Source organism: Marivivens niveibacter (assembly GCF_002150005.2).
Taxonomy (GTDB): domain Bacteria; phylum Pseudomonadota; class Alphaproteobacteria; order Rhodobacterales; family Rhodobacteraceae; genus Marivivens; species Marivivens niveibacter.
Genome location: NZ_MSPP01000005.1, coordinates 73,440 through 90,425 on the forward strand (window position 1 = coordinate 73,440; position 16,986 = coordinate 90,425).

Annotated in this window: 16 protein-coding genes; 2 read left to right on the forward strand and 14 right to left on the reverse strand. The window is 57.7% G+C overall.

The annotated features are described in order from the left end of the window. Window positions 1-9: 9 nt before the first annotated feature. Window positions 10-1,542 carry a polygalacturonase PglA gene (gene pglA / locus BVC71_RS13040; protein ID WP_086452133.1) on the forward strand — a complete coding sequence of 511 codons (1,533 nt, stop codon included), beginning with the start codon at window positions 10-12 and terminating at the stop codon, window positions 1,540-1,542. Further along, window positions 1,539-2,594: a glycoside hydrolase family 88/105 protein gene (locus BVC71_RS13045; RefSeq protein WP_086452134.1), complete on the forward strand. Its 1,056-nt coding sequence runs from the start codon at window positions 1,539-1,541 to the stop codon at window positions 2,592-2,594. The genes pglA and BVC71_RS13045 overlap by 4 nt, the downstream gene beginning before the upstream one ends. Here the strand turns inward: BVC71_RS13045 and BVC71_RS13050 are convergent. The 14 genes from BVC71_RS13050 to BVC71_RS13115 all read right to left on the reverse strand — a co-directional run bounded on the left by BVC71_RS13050 (window position 2,573) and on the right by BVC71_RS13115 (window position 16,985). After that, window positions 2,573-3,199 (reverse strand): SGNH/GDSL hydrolase family protein, encoded by a 627-nt coding sequence (locus BVC71_RS13050; RefSeq protein WP_086452135.1) that lies wholly within the window; start codon window positions 3,197-3,199, stop codon window positions 2,573-2,575. The genes BVC71_RS13045 and BVC71_RS13050 overlap by 22 nt on opposite strands. Beyond that, window positions 3,196-4,080 (reverse strand): sugar kinase, encoded by an 885-nt coding sequence (locus BVC71_RS13055; protein WP_086452136.1) that lies wholly within the window; start codon window positions 4,078-4,080, stop codon window positions 3,196-3,198. Before BVC71_RS13055 ends, BVC71_RS13050 begins: the two co-directional genes overlap by 4 nt. Beyond that, a complete protein-coding gene (locus tag BVC71_RS13060; protein ID WP_086452137.1) occupies window positions 4,080-4,940 on the reverse strand; it encodes an amidohydrolase family protein in 861 nt (286 codons plus the stop codon). Before BVC71_RS13060 ends, BVC71_RS13055 begins: the two co-directional genes overlap by 1 nt. Continuing rightward, complete coding sequence (locus BVC71_RS13065) at window positions 4,940-6,076, reverse strand: mandelate racemase/muconate lactonizing enzyme family protein (protein ID WP_086452138.1); 1,137 nt, start codon at window positions 6,074-6,076, stop codon at window positions 4,940-4,942. The genes BVC71_RS13060 and BVC71_RS13065 overlap by 1 nt, the downstream gene beginning before the upstream one ends. A gap of 8 nt (window positions 6,077-6,084) precedes the next feature. After that, window positions 6,085-6,990 (reverse strand): 5-dehydro-4-deoxyglucarate dehydratase, encoded by a 906-nt coding sequence (gene kdgD / locus BVC71_RS13070; RefSeq protein WP_086452271.1) that lies wholly within the window; start codon window positions 6,988-6,990, stop codon window positions 6,085-6,087. 21 nt (window positions 6,991-7,011) lie between these two features. After that, window positions 7,012-8,523: an aldehyde dehydrogenase (NADP(+)) gene (locus BVC71_RS13075; protein WP_086452139.1), complete on the reverse strand. Its 1,512-nt coding sequence runs from the start codon at window positions 8,521-8,523 to the stop codon at window positions 7,012-7,014. A 76-nt stretch (window positions 8,524-8,599) separates the two neighbouring features. After that, window positions 8,600-9,391 carry an NAD-dependent epimerase/dehydratase family protein gene (locus BVC71_RS13080; RefSeq protein WP_086452140.1) on the reverse strand — a complete coding sequence of 264 codons (792 nt, stop codon included), beginning with the start codon at window positions 9,389-9,391 and terminating at the stop codon, window positions 8,600-8,602. 3 nt (window positions 9,392-9,394) lie between these two features. Continuing rightward, the gene (locus tag BVC71_RS13085; protein ID WP_086452141.1) at window positions 9,395-10,672 is read right to left on the reverse strand and encodes a TRAP transporter large permease; all 1,278 of its coding nucleotides are present in this window, start codon (window positions 10,670-10,672) and stop codon (window positions 9,395-9,397) included. Next, window positions 10,673-11,188 (reverse strand): TRAP transporter small permease, encoded by a 516-nt coding sequence (locus BVC71_RS13090; protein ID WP_086452142.1) that lies wholly within the window; start codon window positions 11,186-11,188, stop codon window positions 10,673-10,675. It lies immediately after the preceding gene. A gap of 52 nt (window positions 11,189-11,240) precedes the next feature. Further along, entirely contained in the window at window positions 11,241-12,218 is a 978-nt protein-coding gene (locus BVC71_RS13095; RefSeq protein ID WP_086452143.1) for a TRAP transporter substrate-binding protein, read from the reverse strand. A gap of 222 nt (window positions 12,219-12,440) precedes the next feature. Further along, window positions 12,441-13,424: a YeiH family protein gene (locus BVC71_RS13100; protein ID WP_338036488.1), complete on the reverse strand. Its 984-nt coding sequence runs from the start codon at window positions 13,422-13,424 to the stop codon at window positions 12,441-12,443. Beyond that, window positions 13,421-14,488 carry an ABC transporter ATP-binding protein gene (locus tag BVC71_RS13105; protein ID WP_086452145.1) on the reverse strand — a complete coding sequence of 356 codons (1,068 nt, stop codon included), beginning with the start codon at window positions 14,486-14,488 and terminating at the stop codon, window positions 13,421-13,423. Before BVC71_RS13105 ends, BVC71_RS13100 begins: the two co-directional genes overlap by 4 nt. Next, window positions 14,488-15,924: a carbohydrate ABC transporter permease gene (locus BVC71_RS13110; RefSeq protein WP_086452146.1), complete on the reverse strand. Its 1,437-nt coding sequence runs from the start codon at window positions 15,922-15,924 to the stop codon at window positions 14,488-14,490. The genes BVC71_RS13105 and BVC71_RS13110 overlap by 1 nt, the downstream gene beginning before the upstream one ends. Further along, entirely contained in the window at window positions 15,921-16,985 is a 1,065-nt protein-coding gene (locus tag BVC71_RS13115; RefSeq protein ID WP_086452147.1) for a carbohydrate ABC transporter permease, read from the reverse strand. Before BVC71_RS13115 ends, BVC71_RS13110 begins: the two co-directional genes overlap by 4 nt. Window position 16,986: the final 1 nt, after the last annotated feature.

Here is a 16,986-nt window from a genome sequence, read left to right on the forward strand (position 1 = left end):
AGGTTCAAAATGACCCAGCTTCGCCTTACCGCGCTATCCGCGCGAACGCTTGCGTTTTGTTTGCCGCTGAAAGGCGCGAAATACCACCTGCCCGCACCTATGGCGTGGCAGCTGAATGATTTGCACGGGCAAACAGACACGGTCGTCACCACGGTCGACGGGCTGGAACCTGACACCGAATACCAGCTGTCCATTGGCGGTGACGTATTAGAATTCAAAACGCCCGCCTGTTCTGGACTGGTGCGTATAGACGACCACGGTGCAAGCGCGGGCGGACACGACACTGCAGACCGCGCCGCCGCGAACGCCCGCGCCTTTACCCGCGCGATTGCCGCAACGCCGCCCGGTGGAACTGTTGAGATCCCGATTGGCGACTGGATATGCGGACCCGTTGCATTGCGGTCTGACCTGACGGTGCTGATACGCGGTAATCTAATCGCGCCTTCGGACCGCGCGGGTTGGCCGAAACTACCCGCGCGTAGCCACACAGGCCGCATGTTGGGTAGTTGGGAAGGCCTCCCCGAAACATGTTTTGCCGCGCCCATTCACGCCGTGGGGCAACGCAACATTACAATCGCGGGCCCAGGCCAAATTGACGGAGGTGGCAGCCGCGGCGATTGGTGGACATGGCCCAAAGAGACACGCGAAGACGCCCGCAGGCCGCGCGGCATTCATCTGATCGATTGCTCCGACGTCCAGCTGATCGGATTTGCTATAGACAACGCCCCCAGTTGGACCATCCACCCCCAAGGCTGCCGCAATCTAACCATTGCCGGCCTGCACATCAGCGCACCACACGACAGCCCCAATACTGACGGCTGCAACCCCGAAATGTGCGAAAACGTCACCTTCCAAGGCGTTCGATTTTCCGTCGGCGACGATTGCATCGCCATCAAATCGGGCAAGCGCGGACCTTTGGGTGAATCCGATCATTTAGCGCCTACCAAAAACGTCAGCATCACCCACTGCCTGATGGAGCGCGGCCACGGCGGCGTCGTTCTGGGATCGGAAATGAGCGGCGACATCACCGACGTTACCGTGTCCCACTGCGAAATGAAGGGCACGGATCGCGGCCTGCGCCTAAAAACGCGCCGAGGGCGCGGTGGGCGCATTGATAGAATAACGTTCCAAGATGTCATTTTGGACAGCGTCGAAACCGCATTCAGCGCCAATGCGTTCTACCACTGCGACGCAGATGGCCATGATGATTGGGTTCAATCGCGGGACTTTGCGCCGATTTCGGACCGCACGCCAAAAATATGCACAATCACGATCCAAGACGTCGAAATCCGCCAGCTATCCCATGCTGTCGGCGCGTTCATCGGCCTGCCAGAATCCCCGATAGGCCCCATCTCCGTTCAGCGCGTCACAATTGACAGCTATGCCCCCGACGCTGTGCCAACGCCGCCGATCATGGCCGATCACATCCGCCCGATGCGCCACGCGGGCATTGCGTATGAATTTGCCAACATCTCTGCCGCGCAGGAAATCAAGATTGAAGATCACGGGCTATCCATGACGCCCGAAAGGACAACACAATGAATTTGCAGGACTATTTTGACGCCTACGCCGCTGACTATGCACCGTACAAGGGTGGCCGCTGGTGTTACGAAGACGGGCTTTTGTATCTTTCGCTCGCGCGGCTGCATTCCAAAACCGGCAATCAAAAATGGCTGGATCACCTGAACCGTTTGATTTACAAACAAATCACGGAAACGGGCACAATTCAGGGCTATTCGATCGATGAATTCAACATCGACAACATCCTGTCTGGCCGCTGTCTGTTTCATCTGGATGATCATGCGGACTCGGGCCGTTTCAAAACCGCAGTCGATCAGTTGATCCAACAATTGCAATCCCATCCGCGCATTTCCACCGGAAACTACTGGCACAAACAACGTTACCCACACCAAGTCTGGCTGGACGGCTTGTTTATGGCCCTACCGTTTCAGGTCGAATACGGCCAGCGCACGAATGACCAAGGCCTGATTGACGACGCCATTGACCAGCTACACACCGCATTGGCGCTGACCAAAACCACAGGCGGTTTGTTTATTCATGGCTACGACCACAGCCACAACCAATCATGGGCGAGCGCTGAAAACGGCCAATCCCCCGCCGTCTGGGCTCGCGCGGTGGGCTGGCTGGCGATGGCATTGGTCGATCTGGTGGAACTGATGGGCGACGATCCCCGCGCGCCCAAACGGCAAACAATCGCGCTGATGAACGCCGTGCTATCCAACCAGCGCGAAAGCGGCCTGTGGCAACAGGTCATGCAAATGCCCGATCTGGCTGGCAACTACGATGAATCGTCGGCCTCTGCCATGTTTGCCTATGCTTTGATGAAATCCGACCGGCTGGGCCTGACAATCACGCGCGAGGCAGGCCTACGCGCATTCGGCGCATTAACCGAAACCAAATTGCAGCCCGTTGAAGGGCGCACTCAGTTCATCGATATCTGCTGCGTCGCAGGCTTGGGCGGATTTGATGGCGTCTATCGCGATGGCACGCCCGAATACTACATCAGCGAAACGATCACGCCCGACGATATCAAAGGCGTTGCGCCCCTGGCCTATGCCTTTTGCGAAGTGTGAATAAACTCGGCCAACGCGGCACCAATCGCAGCCGTGTTGGCCCCGTCCAGATGAACCCCATCGATGCTAGACGCGACACTAACAGTCCCCGCATCGAAAAACGAAAGGCCCAGTTCGTCACATAAGGCAGAATACAGCGGGGCCAAACGCCGCGTTTCCCCAATATCGCGCCCGCCGCCAGTGACGCCATCAGGCCCAATAACACAGGGCGGAGGCGACACGATCAACACCTGCGGCACCAGCCCCACAACGCCATAATCATGACGCCGAATGATTTCGACAATCCGCCGAATACCGTCCCGCGCGCCCTCGGCCGTGCCGCAGATATCAGGCTTTAGATCATTTGTGCCCAACATCACGATGACCAGATCCAGCGGGCTATGAGACTGCAACAAAACGGGCAGAACCCGCGCACCATTACGGTCACACGGCCCGTTTTCATCGTCATAGATCGTGGTGCGGCCACCTAATCCTTCGCTGATCACCTCAGCGCGCAGAGCCTTTGCCAAAACGTTCGGCCACAAAAAACGGGCGTCCAACCGCGTGCCGTCAACCGGATCATGGCCCCACGTCAAACTATCGCCAAAGGCCAAAATCCGTTTCAATTCAAATTACCCATGTCCATCAAAGCGCCGCGATGTTGGATAACCCGCGCTGCAGTTTCATGCGCGGCGCGGGCGGCAGAGTGCGGCTCTTGTCCGGCCAGACGCGCCGCCAAGTAGGCACCGTTAAAACTGTCCCCCGCGCCGGTTGTGTCGACAGGCTCTATCGGCGCCCCGACCGCAATCGTCTCACAGGCCCCATTCACACAAACAACCATATCACCGCCGCCGTTTTTCACCATGATCTCTGTTGCGCCAGCATCAGCATAGCGCTGCGCGGTGTCAAAAGGAGTCTGATCATTGAAATGGGTCTGCTCATCCTCAAAGCTTGGCAAAACGACCGTAGCTTGGGCCGCGGCCCGCATGACATCCGCCCGCATGACATCGCCGTTTTCCCACAGCCGAGGCCGCAGGTTGGGATCGAACACCATGTTCGACCCACTCAACACCGATAGCAAATCACCTAGTTTTTCACGCGGCAAAATTGCCAGAGTAATACCCGAGAGATACACATAATCAGCGCCCTGAATGGCCCGCTCAATCGCGTCAAGATCATCCGCCAAACAACGCGCGGCGGACTGATCGCGCCAATAGGAAAAACTGCGCTCTCCGTTTTGCAGCTCGATCATATACAGGCCAACGCTGCGGGTCGGGTGGCGATTGATATGCTCTGTTCCGATGCCTGCGCTCGACATGAACTGGACCATGCGATCCGATATCGGATCCGACCCCACGCAGGTCACATAATCGACCATAGCCGACGGCAATTTCGCCCGCGCGTACCACGCGGTGTTGAACGTATCCCCCGCGAATGAACTGCGCCACAAATCGGCGCCCGCGCCGGACAATTCCACCATACATTCGCCGATGGATACGATCCGCATCAGGCCCACCGATCAAAGCCAAAAAAATCTTGGGGATTAGACACCAAAACCTGTTCCAAAGAGTCCGTAGGAACCCAGCCCAAAACAGTGTCTAACAACGCCCCATCGTCTGGATATTCGGCCGTCGTTTTTGCCAGATTATGCGGCCAATTCGTGCCCCATAGCACCCGTTCAGACGCATGGCTAACGATCTGCCGCGCCACGTCCCCAACGTCCACAAATTCAGGCCCCCCAGAGTTCGAACTTTCATAACAACCCGCGAACTTGAACCACACGTTTCCTGTGTCGATCAGCCGTTTGATCACGTCGATATGTTGCTGCGTTGCGCCGCCGAAAATTTTGGCGTGGTGGTCCAGCACCCAACGGGATTTGATGCCCATCAATTGCGGCTCTAATTCAGGCAAATGCGTGCCATCGAACTGCACGGCCATGGCCCAGCCTGCCGCATTCGCGCGATCATCGACGCGGGCCAATGATTCCAGCCCGACAGCGCCGCCCGGCAAATCCATGATCCGCGCGCCGACAATTCCGCCGTCGGCTAGGCGCTGCATTTCAGCGTCCGTTTCATCACCACGAATAACGGCCACACCGCGCGCGATATCGCCCAGCTCGGCCAAGGCCGCCAATAAGCACGCGTTATCCGCCTGATGCGCGTTGCCCTGGGTCACGACGACGCGATCAATGCCCAGCCACTCCATCACCTGACGATACATATCTGCCGTTGGCAAAGGCGCGGGGGGCAATCCAGGTCCGCCATCAACGGCAGGGAACCCATCGACGTAAACATGGGTTTGGGTATCAATCGCGCCCGCTGGCAAAACGATGCGCGGCGTTTCGCCCGATAGTTTTCTGTCGATCATCAGTCGTCCCCCATCGCGAATTCGCGCAGCGCGTCGCGGTTAATTTCGATCCCCAGCCCCGCGCCCGTTGGTACGGCCACCACACCGTTTTCATGTTCAATTGGCGTTTCCAAAACGGCCTGACGGAACGGGTTATGCGTGCGGTCGAATTCCATGATCGGATCAACCGGATTGGGCCGTACGGGCGAAGGCACCATCGCCGACATAAACTGCAACGCAGCCGCGATCTGCACGCCCGTTCCCCAAACATGCGGCACAACGCGCACCCCGTGGACCGAAGCCAGATCGGCCACCCTTTTGCCTTCGGTGAAACCGCCCACGCCGCAGATATCAGGCTGCGCAATGTCGATCACGCGCCGCGCCAATGGCTCGGCAAAGCCCCAGCGGGTGTGCCACGTTTCGCCGCCCGCAACGGGGATCGGCTGTCGCGCGCGCACATCGGCATAGGCCGACAGTTGTTCGGGCACGACGGGCTCTTCGAACCAATCGATATCGTAGTCGGCGGCTTTGTTTCCCAGACGCACGGCATCGACCACATCGTAACCGTGGTTTGCATCAATCATCAGGCGCATATCATCGCCCATCACGTCACGAACAGCGCGGATGACGCGCAAATCTTCGTCTACGTCGAAACCGATTTTGATCTTGGCAGCGTGGAAACCTGCGGCCTTGTGGCCCTCCATTTCGGTGGCATTATCGGCCACGCGGTCAACACCGTCGTGTTTGAAACTGCCCGTCGCATAGGCGCGCACCGTTTCGCGGAACCGCCCGCCCAACAGCGTCGCAACCGATTGGCCCAGCACTTTGCCTTTGATATCCCACAGCGCGATATCGATACCCGACAGCGCCGTGACCGTTAGCCCGCGCTGCCCCTGATCGCGCAGCGCGTTATAACATGTCGCCCATATCTTTTCGGTCTCTAGCGGGTTTTGCCCGATCAACCAATTTCGATACGTCGCCACCACCGAGGCATTCGCCCGCGCAGGCCCTAGGCATTCGCCCCAGCCGATCGTGCCATCATCGCAGATCACCTCGACCAGAACATGCTGGCGACGGTCGAACCGCATTGACGCGCTTTCAAACGGGACTTTTAGCCTGTGCTCTAAAAGGTGGGTTTTTACCTCGGTGATTTTCATTGGCGGCCTCAGGCGGGGTTTGCGTCGATGATTTGTTGCAAGATAGCCTCTTCTTCTTTGGTCAAATCGTCCAGAGGCGCACGCACGGCACCCGCATCAAATCCGGCCAAACGAACGCCCGCTTTGATCGCGGACACGGCGTACCCTTTGCGGCGGGACCGTAGATCCATGAAGGGATAAAAGAAACCTTTCAAGATGTCTTCGCAAGTGGTGCGGTCGCCGGCCCGCAGCGCGTTGTAGAATTTGTTCGCCAGCGCAGGCACAAAGTTGAAAACGGCCGACGAATAGGTGGTGAAACCAGCGCCCAAATACGCCTCGGCGAAAAGTTCGGCGGTTGGCATGCCGCCCAGATACGTCAGGCGGTCGCCCATTTTCGCGGTGATCTGACGGACCAGTCCGATGTCGCCGGTGCCGTCTTTGAAACCGACCAGGTTCGGGCATTCGTCACACAGGCGGGCCAGCGTATCAGCCTGCAACACGGCGTTGTCGCGGTTATAAACCATCACGCCGAAATCGACCGATTGGCAGACGGTTTTGACGTGGTTGTACAGGCCCTCTTGCGGCGCATCGATCAGGTAATGGGGCAGCAACAAAATACCGTCCGCGCCGACCTTTTGAACCGATTGCGCGATTTCCACGGCCATGTCGGTGCCGTAACCACAGCCCGAAACGATGGCGGTTTTACCAGCGGATTCTTTGGCCGATTGCACGATCGCGGGAATTTCCGATGGCGTCAGAGAGAAAAACTCCCCCGTCCCGCCTGCCGCGAACAACACGGGCGCATCATAGCCCGCCAGCCAATCGATGTGCTTTTGATAGCTGCCAGACTGAAATTTCCCGTCCGCATCGAAATGGGTCACAGGGAAAGACAACAGGCCGGAACCCAGCGCGGTTTTCATCTCTAATGGGGTCATCATCGTGGGTACTCCTATTAATCAGACCAGATCATCCGGCAGGACGTCTGCTGGGATGTTTTGATAGCAAACGGGGCGCAGGAACCGGCGGATGGATAGGGTTCCGACGGATGTTGCGCCAAAGTTGGTGGATGCGGGGTATGGGCCGCCGTGGACCATGGTGTCGGACACTTCGACACCGGTTGGGAACCCGTTGGCCAGCACGCGGCCGGCTTTGCGTTCCAGCACGGGCAGCAGGCGGCGTGCATCAGTTGCGTCGGCGTCGTCCATGTGGATCGTGCAGGTCAGCTGACCCACCAAACTGCGGGCGATGGCGTCCATTTCGTCGACGCTGTCCACGGTCACGATCAGGCCCAACGGGCCAAAGACTTCCTCGGCCAGAACGTGGTTATCGATCCAGTCGGCACCCGACACGCGGAACAGATACGGGGTCGCGTTGCGCAGATCGCAGGTGGTCGTCAGCACATCGCGCACGCCAGCGCCAGCCGCCACGCGGTCGCGGCCATCGCGGTAGGCGGCGGCGATGCCGTCGGTCAGCATGGTCTGCGCGCCAGTTGGCTCCAACGCCTGCGCTGCGGCGGCAGCAAATTCATCGGCCTGATCGGCCAGAACCACGGCGATACCAGGGTTCGTGCAGAATTGCCCCGCGCCCATCGTCAGCGATGCGGCCCAGCCAGCGGCGATATCGGTGCCGCGATTGGATCCTGCGTTTGGCAGGATGAACATGGGGTTAACGCTGCCCAATTCGCCAAAGAACGGGATCGGCTCGGGGCGCTGTGCGCATAGATCAAACAGCGCACGACCGCCCGCCAGCGATCCGGTAAAGCCGACGGCCTTGATCAACGGATGCTGGACCAAGGCGGTGCCGACATCGCGTTTGCCCCCCTGAATCAGGCTAAAGACGCCCCCGTGCAGGCCGCATTTCTGGATCGCTGCGTGGATCGCCTCGGCCACGATTTCGCCGGTGCCGGGGTGGGCGCTGTGGCCTTTGACGACGACAGGGCAACCCGCCGCCAGCGCCGCAGCCGTGTCGCCGCCCGCCGTCGAAAACGCCAAAGGGAAATTCGACGCGCCAAAGACAGCCACAGGGCCAATTGGGCGCTGTATCATCCGCAGATCTGGGCGCGGCAAAGGCGCACGATCTGGTAGGGCCGCATCAAAGCGGCGGTCCAGATAATCACCCGCCGAGATGTGCGACGCGAACAGGCGCAGCTGGCCCGTGGTGCGGCCACGTTCGCCGATCAGGCGTGCCTCTGGCAGGCCGGTTTCTTGGCTTCCGATCTGAGTGATCGCATCGCCGCGCGCATCGATTTCGTCCGCAATCGCATTCAAAAACGCGGAGCGGTCGGCGCGGATGGAATAGCCGAACGACCAAAAGGCATCCTCGGCCGCTGTGCAGGCGCGTTCCACCAGATCAACATTGCCCACGCTAAAATCATGCGCAGGGCCGTGCGCCGGTTCGGACGCAAACACCGCGTCCGTCGATACCCATTCCCCAGCAATCAGGTGTTTTCCATGTGGTGTGAAGGTCATTATATGTCCTTTCAGGCAAGACGCCTTGGTTCGGTGCCGAAGGCCCCGTTGTGTGGGTTCAAATTGTGTGGACCTATCAGTCCTTGAAAATCGGATCGGCGGTGAACATGCCGCCCTGCCACAGAACGTCGGGCGCATCAGCCGGACGGGGTGGCAGTTTTTCAACCTCTTCTCTGTAGGTTTCGCTGTTGTCTTTGGGCGACCATCCCAGCCAATTGACGTGGGAATTATCCCACCAACCGCAGGTATTGGCAGACACGCCCCAAATCACAGGGCACCCCAATTTCGGCACAGCAAAGATGCGTTCCATAAGCGAACAGAAATCATCATAGCTGAACCAAGTCGCCATCATCCGCCGATCAACGGGACGTTCGAAACAGGACCCGATACGCACCAGAGCCGTTTCTTGGCCGAATTTGGCGTGGTACATTTGGGCGACGGCTTCGCCAAATACCTTAGAAATACCATACCAGCCGTCGGGGCGCGTGGGCATATCGGTGGTCAGGCGTTGGTCTTGGGGGTAGTATCCAATCGTGTGGTTTGAACTGGCGAAAACGATGCGCGGCATTCCGTTCGCGCGGGCGGCCTCGTACAGGTTATGAACGCCGCGCAGGTTGCCGGATTCGATCAGGTCATAAGTCCGTTCGACCGAAACTCCGCCCAGATGCAGAATACCGTCGCAGCCCTGCACCAACTGATTAACCGCATCATAATCGGCCAGATCGCATTGAATGACCTCTTCGTTGGGGCCAGCGGGATCCATTGGCGCGATATCGCTAAGGCGGATCGTGTCGGCCAAATGGGCCAGACGTTCGCGCGCCATTTTCCCCACATTGCCCGCAGCACCTGTGATCAATAGTCGTTTCATCGGTTACTCCATCAGGCTAGGCAGGAACATGGAAAACGCGGGCACATAGGTCACCAGCATCAGCGCTGCCAAAATTGCGATATAGAATGGCCAGATCGTTTTGACGGCCTGTTCGATCCGAACTTTGCCCACAACGCAGCCCACAAACAAGCAGGCTCCGACGGGTGGGGTGCATAGGCCCAGACCAAGGTTCATCATCAAGATCACGCCAAACTGGATCGGGTCCATGCCCAAACCGATCACGATCGGCAGGAAAATCGGGGTGCAGATCAGGATCAGCGCAGCCATATCCATGATCATGCCCAAAACCAGAAGGATCACGTTGATCATCAGCAGGATGATGATCGGGTTGTCGCTGATGCTGGTCACGGTTTCGGCCAGCAATTCGGGCACGCGGTACAGCGCCAACAGATAGCTGAACGCAGAGGCCGTCGCGACCAATAGCATCACCAACGCCGTCGTCCGAACCGAGGTCAAAACCGCACGTTTGAACGCAGGCCACGTCAGTTCGCGATAGACAAATAGCGTGACAAGGAACGCCCAGATTGCACCAAAAGCACCCGATTCAGTGACAGTCATGACGCCCGACAACACGCCTCCTACGATGATGATGGCGGTCATCAAACCAGGCAGAGCCGCAACGGTCGCAATCAACAGCGCCTTGAAACCAGGGTATTGTTCGGCGGGGTATCCACGGCGCACGGCAACCCAATAGGCTACGATTGCCAGACAAACACACATCAACATCCCCGGTACGATGCCCGCGATGAACAACTGCGATACAGACAATCCACCAGCCGCGACCGCGAACAAGATCATGTTGTGGCTGGGCGGGATCACGACGCCCGCAACGGCCGAGGTGACGGTGACGTTCACGGCGTAGTCGGGGTCATAGCCTTTGTCTTTCATCACGGGGATCAGGATCGACCCCAGCGCAGATGTATCCGCCACGGCAGAGCCTGAGATACCGCCAAACAGCATGGACGACAGAACGTTCACCACGCCCAAACCGCCGCGGATCGATCCCACCGCAGATGCAGCCAGCCGCACCAGACGGTTCGCGATGCCGCCTTGCATCATCAATTCGCCCGCGAAAATAAAGAACGGGATCGCCAGCAGCGAAAACACCGACACGCCCGACAGAACGCGCTGGAACCCAATGAACAGCGGTAGGCCTTCGTAGATGAACCCGCAGACAGCGGCCAAACCTAGCGCAAAGGCCACGGGCATGCCGACCAGCAGGCCCAGAAAAAAGATACCGAATAGAATGGACAGGCCCACTTAGACTTCTCCTGCCAGTTTGAATTCACCGCGGGCCAGTTCGCCCAGATGGTAGATAGAAAAGATCACAGTCTGAACGCCGCAGATCGCCATTGGGACCGCGCGCCAGCCTTCGTTTACGCCCAGCATCGGCACGATACGGGGCCAAGTTTTTAGGGCCAACGTATACCCCTGCCACGCCAGAAATCCGCCGAACACCAAAACGCCAATGACCGCCAGCCAACGCATTGGAATACGCAGGACATCAGGGAACATTTCGCGGATGAAATCGATGGACAGGTGGCTTTTGTACCAAACGCCAGCGCCCGCACCCAAAAAGGTGATCCAGACGACCAGCAATAGCGCCAATTGTTCAACCCAAGTCGGCGTATCGTTCAGAACGTACCGACCATAAACCAACCAGCCAAAGATCACGATCAGCGTCACCAGCTGGACGCCAGCGATGACCAAACTGCCGTAGGCAATGGCGTTTAGGGCGCGATAGATTGGCCCTTTTGTTTCGGTATCAGCGGTCAAGCCTGTGTCTCCTTTTGGATGGCGGGCCGATGGTACGGCCCGCCGGATCGCATTATTCAGTTGCCTGAATGTCTTTGATCAGCTGTTCCAGTTCAGGATGCGCCGCGATGAAATCCGCATAGATCGGCTCCATCGCGGATTGGAAAGCGGCAGGATCAGCAACATCGTTGATTTGAACGCCCGCTTCTTCAACCTTCATGCGGCTGGCCTCTTCGCGTTCGGCCCACAGGTCACGCTGGATTTCTGCGGCTTCTTGGGCTGCGATTTGGATCGCTGCTTTGTCTTCATCGCTGACGCCTTCCCATACGGATGCGGCGACGCACAGGCATTCAGGGATGATCAGGTGGTTCGATTTCGAATAGTAGCCTGCAACCTCGTAGTGGCCCGAGCTTTCGAAGGATGGATAGTTGTTTTCAGCACCATCGATTACGCCGGTCTGCAGCGATTGATACACCTCGCTGTATGCCATCGGGGTCGCGTTGCCGCCCAGCTGTTCAACCATCTGAACGTACAGATCGTTGTTCATCACGCGGAATTTCAGGCCGTCCATGTCGGCTGGCGTCACGATTGGGCGCGACGTGTTGTAAAAGCTACGCGAGCCGCTGTCGAACCACGACAGAGCAACAATGCCTGCTTCGCTTAGCGCGTCCGAAAACTGCTGACCTACGTCGCCGTCCATTGCGGCGTGCATCTGGTCAATGTCGCGAAAGATGAAAGGCAGCGACAGAACGTTGGTCGCAGGAACGATTTCGCCCATTGGGCCCATGTTAAAGTTCGCCCACTCCAACGCGCCGGCGCGCACCTGTTCAATCGCGTCAGGCTGCGAACCCAAGATGCCGTTTGCATAGACAGTTGGGGTGATGCGGCCTTCGGTGACTTCGGCAACTTTGTCGGCGAATGCCTGCATCGCGACGGTGTTCGGGTAATCGTCTGGGTGGATTGCCCAACCGCGCCAATCATCAGCCTGTGCAACAGTCGCGCAAGCCATCGCAATTGCCGATAGAGCGCTAAGTTTAAAAATCTGTGTCATATCATGTCCTCCCTCGGCGTTTTGTCCGCCAGTGGGGATTTGTATGACAAATTAACACACAGATCGTCAAGTGATAATACGAAACCCCGTGAATTCAGATTAACCCGCTGTAAAAAGGGGGATTTTTACGGTTGCCGGATTTAGGCGGAAAAAAAATTCCGTTCATGCTGCGCTGCAAAAACGCCGATTTCAGACTGCTTGTATGATGAATTTCGGAACGCTTTAGGCCGAAAACAGGAATATGCCTGCCGCGACCAAAGCCGCCAGAAACACGGTCAGCGCGCCGATCATCGCGACCGACGTCCCGCCGACCTTCCGCAGTTCCTGAACCGAGGTTTTCATACCTACCGCCGCAACCGCCGTTAACAGGCAAGCGCGCGAAATCTGGCCCAGACCATCGCCCACAATCGGCGGGATGTCGTGCAGCGAATTCAGCAGGACGAGGGCGAAAAATCCCAGAACGAAACCAGGCAACAACGGCGGGCGCACACCGTGTTGGGCCGAACTGCGAAAGAACAAAGCGCCGATGAAAACGACAGGGGCCAGCATCGTGACCCGAAACAATTTGACCAAGGTCGCCACATCGCCCGTTTCATCGGACATGGAAAACCCCGCGCCCACAACCTGGGCCACGTCGTGGATCGTTCCGCCCAAAAAGATGCCCGCCTGATTGACGTCCATCCCCATTGCCGTCGCCAAAATCGGGTACAGGATCATGGCGATCGTCGATGCAACGGTCACGGTCACAACGACAAAGGTCAGGTCGGTTTCGCTTTTGTCATGTTTGGGCAGGAAAGCGGCGATGGCTAACGCGGCAGAGGCTCCGCAGATCGCGACCGCGCCGCCAGCCAAAAAACCGAACGCGCGGTCCCGCCCAAAAACCGAGGCTGAGAATATCCCCGCAAATATCGTGGCAACCACCGACACGGCGATGACGGCGGCAAACGCGGGGCCGATATTGGCAAACAGGTCGATGCTGACCCGCACGCCTAATAAAGCGACCCCGATCCGCAACACCATGCGCGATGCGAACTGGATCCCTGCCGAAGTGCGCGGTTCGGTCGATAGGAACTGAAACGGGATGCCCAGCAAAATCGCCATCAGCATCGCAGGCGCGCCGTAGTGGTCTGACAAAAACTGCGCCGCCATCGCAACCAGCCCCGCCATCAACAAACCAGGCCCGATTGCGCGCAATTTGTCTGTCATTCGTAACATGCCAATCCGTTGTCTTTGCGGAACAAATACATGGCTCTGGGGTCGGCAGACAATCGAATTGGCTGGCCTATTTTCACGTTAGTTTGCCCCGACTGATGGACGGTCACGACACTGCCGTCCTGCAATTCGCCAAACAAGTAACTTTCTGATCCCAGCTGTTCGACCTCGGTCACTGTGGCGGACATGGGGCCAGTGTCATCAATCACCAAATCACTGGGGCGGACGCCCAATTCGACCTGATCGCTATTTTGAATACCCTGCCGCGCGGGCCCTATATTCAACGCCGATCCGTCGTTCAAAACCGCACGGCCATCAGCGATCTGCGCATCGACAAAATTCATCGCGGGCGATCCGATGAACCCTGCGACGAACCTGTTAACGGGACGGTTAAACAGATCCAAAGGCGTTCCGAATTGTTCCACCCGCCCTGCCCGTAGGACCGCGATTTTGTCGGCCATTGTCATCGCCTCGACCTGATCATGGGTGACGTAAATCATCGTATTGCCCAAACGGCGGTGCAGATTGGCGATTTCGCGGCGCATGTTCACGCGCAGCTCTGCATCCAGATTAGAAAGCGGTTCATCGAACAAAAACACCTTTGGTTCGCGCACAACAGCGCGGCCAATCGCAACGCGCTGACGTTGCCCGCCCGACAATTGCCCCGGACGGCGATCCAGATAATCGTCGATTTGCAGCATGCGGGCAGCCTCGGCTACGCGGGCGGCGATTTCAGCCTTGGGCGTGTTCAGATTTTCCAAACCAAAGCTTAGGTTTTTGCGGACCGACATATGCGGGTACAAGGCGTAGGATTGAAACACCATGGCCAGCCCGCGCTGCGCGGCGGGGACGTGATTGACGACGTCGCCATCGATGCGGACTTCGCCGTCGGTGATGGATTCCAGACCCGAAATCATCCGCAGTAGGGTCGATTTTCCGCAGCCAGATGGGCCGACGAATACGCAGAATTCACCCGATGCGATTTCCATGTCGACGCCGTGGATCACCTCGACCGAGCCATAGTGTTTGACAACATTCGATAGGACAAGATTGGTCATTATTTCAGCCCCGTATTGGCAATGCCGGTGGTGATATATTTCTGTAAGAACACAAAAACCAAAGTGGACGGCACAAGGCTGACCATGGTCATGGCTAGGCGATAGTGTTCTTGGCTTAGGTGTTCGCCGCGGAATTCCAACAGGCACAATTGGATCGTATAGGCCTCTTTCGTGGTGGCAATAGCGACCAGAGGCAGGATCAAATCGTTCCAGCGCCAGATCACCGACAGGATCGCCAAGGCCGCAATCGCAGGCAGGGCAAGCGGCAGCACAATTCGCCAGTACACTTTCCATTCGCTGGCGGCGTCCATGCGGGCGGCTTCGATCAATTCATCAGGGATCGACAGCATGTATTGGCGCAGCAAAAACACGCCCGTTGGCGTTGCGGCCCCCGGAATGATCACGCCCCAGATCGACCCCGATAGGCCCGTTGCATAGACCGCTTTAAACACGCCGACCAAAGTGATCGTGGGCGGCACCATTAGGGTCGCCAGAATGACCACGAAGAACGTCACCTGCCCGCGGAATTTGTATTTCGCCAACGCAAAAGCCGCCATCGAATTCACCAGCAGCGTCAGCACCGTCGCGATCACTGTCACCAGAACCGAGTTGGTGAAACAGGTCGCGAAATTCACATTCACGCCAAAGGCTTGGCCCGTGATCGGGTCGGTGAAATTTTCCCAGCTAGGATCGAAAATCCGCCGCATTGTGACGGATGCCGTGTCCAAACGGACGACTTCGTCGGTGCGGTTATCGACATATCGGGCGGGGGTGAAATCGCGGGTTGCTTTGAAATTCGAAATGCCGAATTCGGTTTCTACCCCCGTCACAGGATCGGGCGCCGTGACCAAAATTTGCAGTGACACGCGCGCTGGTTCATAGGGCGCAAGGTTCAGATACTCAGACAGCAATCGGACGTTTTCAGTATCTAAGCCAGCCAAAACAGCGTCTAAATCCACTTCGGATTTGGCCGACGCAGACATCGATGGATAGCGCAGCAGCCAGTCGGGCAGACCCTTTTCAGAGATCAAATCGCGCACCATTTGCGGCACCTGATTTAGGTGCGACCGCAGCGCATACAGGTCACGCCCCGAATAGCCGTTTAGAAACGCGCCCACATCACGATCCGCCTTTTCATCATCGGTCAGGTCGTTCCAATGCAGCACCCATTGCGGCAGATCGGGGATAAAGAAAATCTGGTTCCCATCAGGAAACGCCACAGTCGCCCGCGCCACGTTTTCAAATGACGACGGCAGCAGCGACAGGTCCTGTTTTTCCAACTGCGACGACGATTTCAGCGAATTCAACGCCAGCCACGCCACAGGCAAAAGGATCAGCAAAACGCCAGACAGCAGATAGGCATAAGTCAGATAATCCAGCCAATTGGCCCGCTGACCGCCCGCTTTGCGCGTTAGAAAAGTGGTGACTGCGTTCATTGTTTGCTCGATCTTGAAGATAGGTAAACCTGCATCAGCGACAGGAAAATCAGCACGATCGCGACCAACAAAGACGCCATCGCCGCGATGCCCAAACCGTTTGCCGTTGGCTGTCCGCGCAGGCCCGAGGTTTCGAAAATATAGGCAACTAGCGATGTCCAACGGACCGACATCGCGTATAGTTCCTCAAAGGCTTGGAACGCTTTGATCAGCGAAAGCACCGTGACGACCAGCAATGTGGGGGCCAGCAGCGGGATGGTGATCCGCGTTAGCTGCCGCCATGCGGGCGTGCCGTCCATTTCGGCGGCCTCGTACACGTCGCGGGGAATGGCCTGTAGGCCCGCCAACAGGATCAACATGTAAAACCCCAGATGCGCCCAAGTGTAGACAAACACAGACCAGAACATCGTCCAGCTGGGGTCGGTCAGCCATTGAATGGGTTCGTCAATCCAGCCCCACCCGATCAGCGTTTGCGACAAAACCCCCTGACGTTTCAGGATCAGCGACCACAAAAATCCGACGACCACGGGCGACAGCATCACGGGATAGAAAAACACCGCGCGCCAAAACCCGCGCGCAACGATTTTGCGGTTTAGCGCCAGCGCAGACACCAACGCGATCACGATCATGATCGGCACCTGAAACACGACAAAGGTCGCCGTGCTGTAGACAGCGGACAAGAATTTGTCGTCCTCTAGGTTGGGTGCGCCAGTATCGATCTGTGTTTCGGCCAGCAGACGCCGCAAATTATCCAGCCCCGCCCAATCGCGATCGGAAAACAGGATAGATTGGCCTTCGGTCACCGAAAACCCAAGGTTGATGAACATCGGCGCAAAGGTAAAAGCACCGAAAATCAACATGTTAGGCAGCAAAAACAGATACGGCAGGCCAGTCGCGCCAGCCAAACGTTGAGTCAGTTCGATCGGCCAGCCAACAACGCTGACGAACCGATCCCAGATGGGGCCAGTCGGGCGCAAAAACGCCCAACCGGTTATCAAATAGACCAGCAGATATAGCGGCCAAGGGGCACCCGCAAATGCGGCGTGGAGCGCCTCAGTCATA

Excerpts from the sequence above, each read along its gene's own strand:
- pglA (WP_086452133.1), top strand. The coding sequence starts at position 10 with ATGACCCAGCTTCGCCTTACCGCGCTATCCGCGCGAACGCTTGCGTTT.
- BVC71_RS13045 (WP_086452134.1), top strand. The coding sequence starts at position 1,539 with ATGAATTTGCAGGACTATTTTGACGCCTACGCCGCTGACTATGCACCG.
- BVC71_RS13055 (WP_086452136.1), bottom strand. The coding sequence starts at position 4,080 with ATGCGGATCGTATCCATCGGCGAATGTATGGTGGAATTGTCCGGCGCG.
- BVC71_RS13060 (WP_086452137.1), bottom strand. The coding sequence starts at position 4,940 with ATGATCGACAGAAAACTATCGGGCGAAACGCCGCGCATCGTTTTGCCA.
- BVC71_RS13065 (WP_086452138.1), bottom strand. The coding sequence starts at position 6,076 with ATGAAAATCACCGAGGTAAAAACCCACCTTTTAGAGCACAGGCTAAAA.
- kdgD (WP_086452271.1), bottom strand. The coding sequence starts at position 6,990 with ATGACCCCATTAGAGATGAAAACCGCGCTGGGTTCCGGCCTGTTGTCT.
- BVC71_RS13075 (WP_086452139.1), bottom strand. The coding sequence starts at position 8,523 with ATGACCTTCACACCACATGGAAAACACCTGATTGCTGGGGAATGGGTA.
- BVC71_RS13080 (WP_086452140.1), bottom strand. The coding sequence starts at position 9,391 with ATGAAACGACTATTGATCACAGGTGCTGCGGGCAATGTGGGGAAAATG.
- BVC71_RS13095 (WP_086452143.1), bottom strand. The coding sequence starts at position 12,218 with ATGACACAGATTTTTAAACTTAGCGCTCTATCGGCAATTGCGATGGCT.
- BVC71_RS13100 (WP_338036488.1), bottom strand. The coding sequence starts at position 13,424 with ATGACAGACAAATTGCGCGCAATCGGGCCTGGTTTGTTGATGGCGGGG.
- BVC71_RS13105 (WP_086452145.1), bottom strand. The coding sequence starts at position 14,488 with ATGACCAATCTTGTCCTATCGAATGTTGTCAAACACTATGGCTCGGTC.
- BVC71_RS13110 (WP_086452146.1), bottom strand. The coding sequence starts at position 15,924 with ATGAACGCAGTCACCACTTTTCTAACGCGCAAAGCGGGCGGTCAGCGG.
- BVC71_RS13115 (WP_086452147.1), bottom strand. The coding sequence starts at position 16,985 with ATGACTGAGGCGCTCCACGCCGCATTTGCGGGTGCCCCTTGGCCGCTA.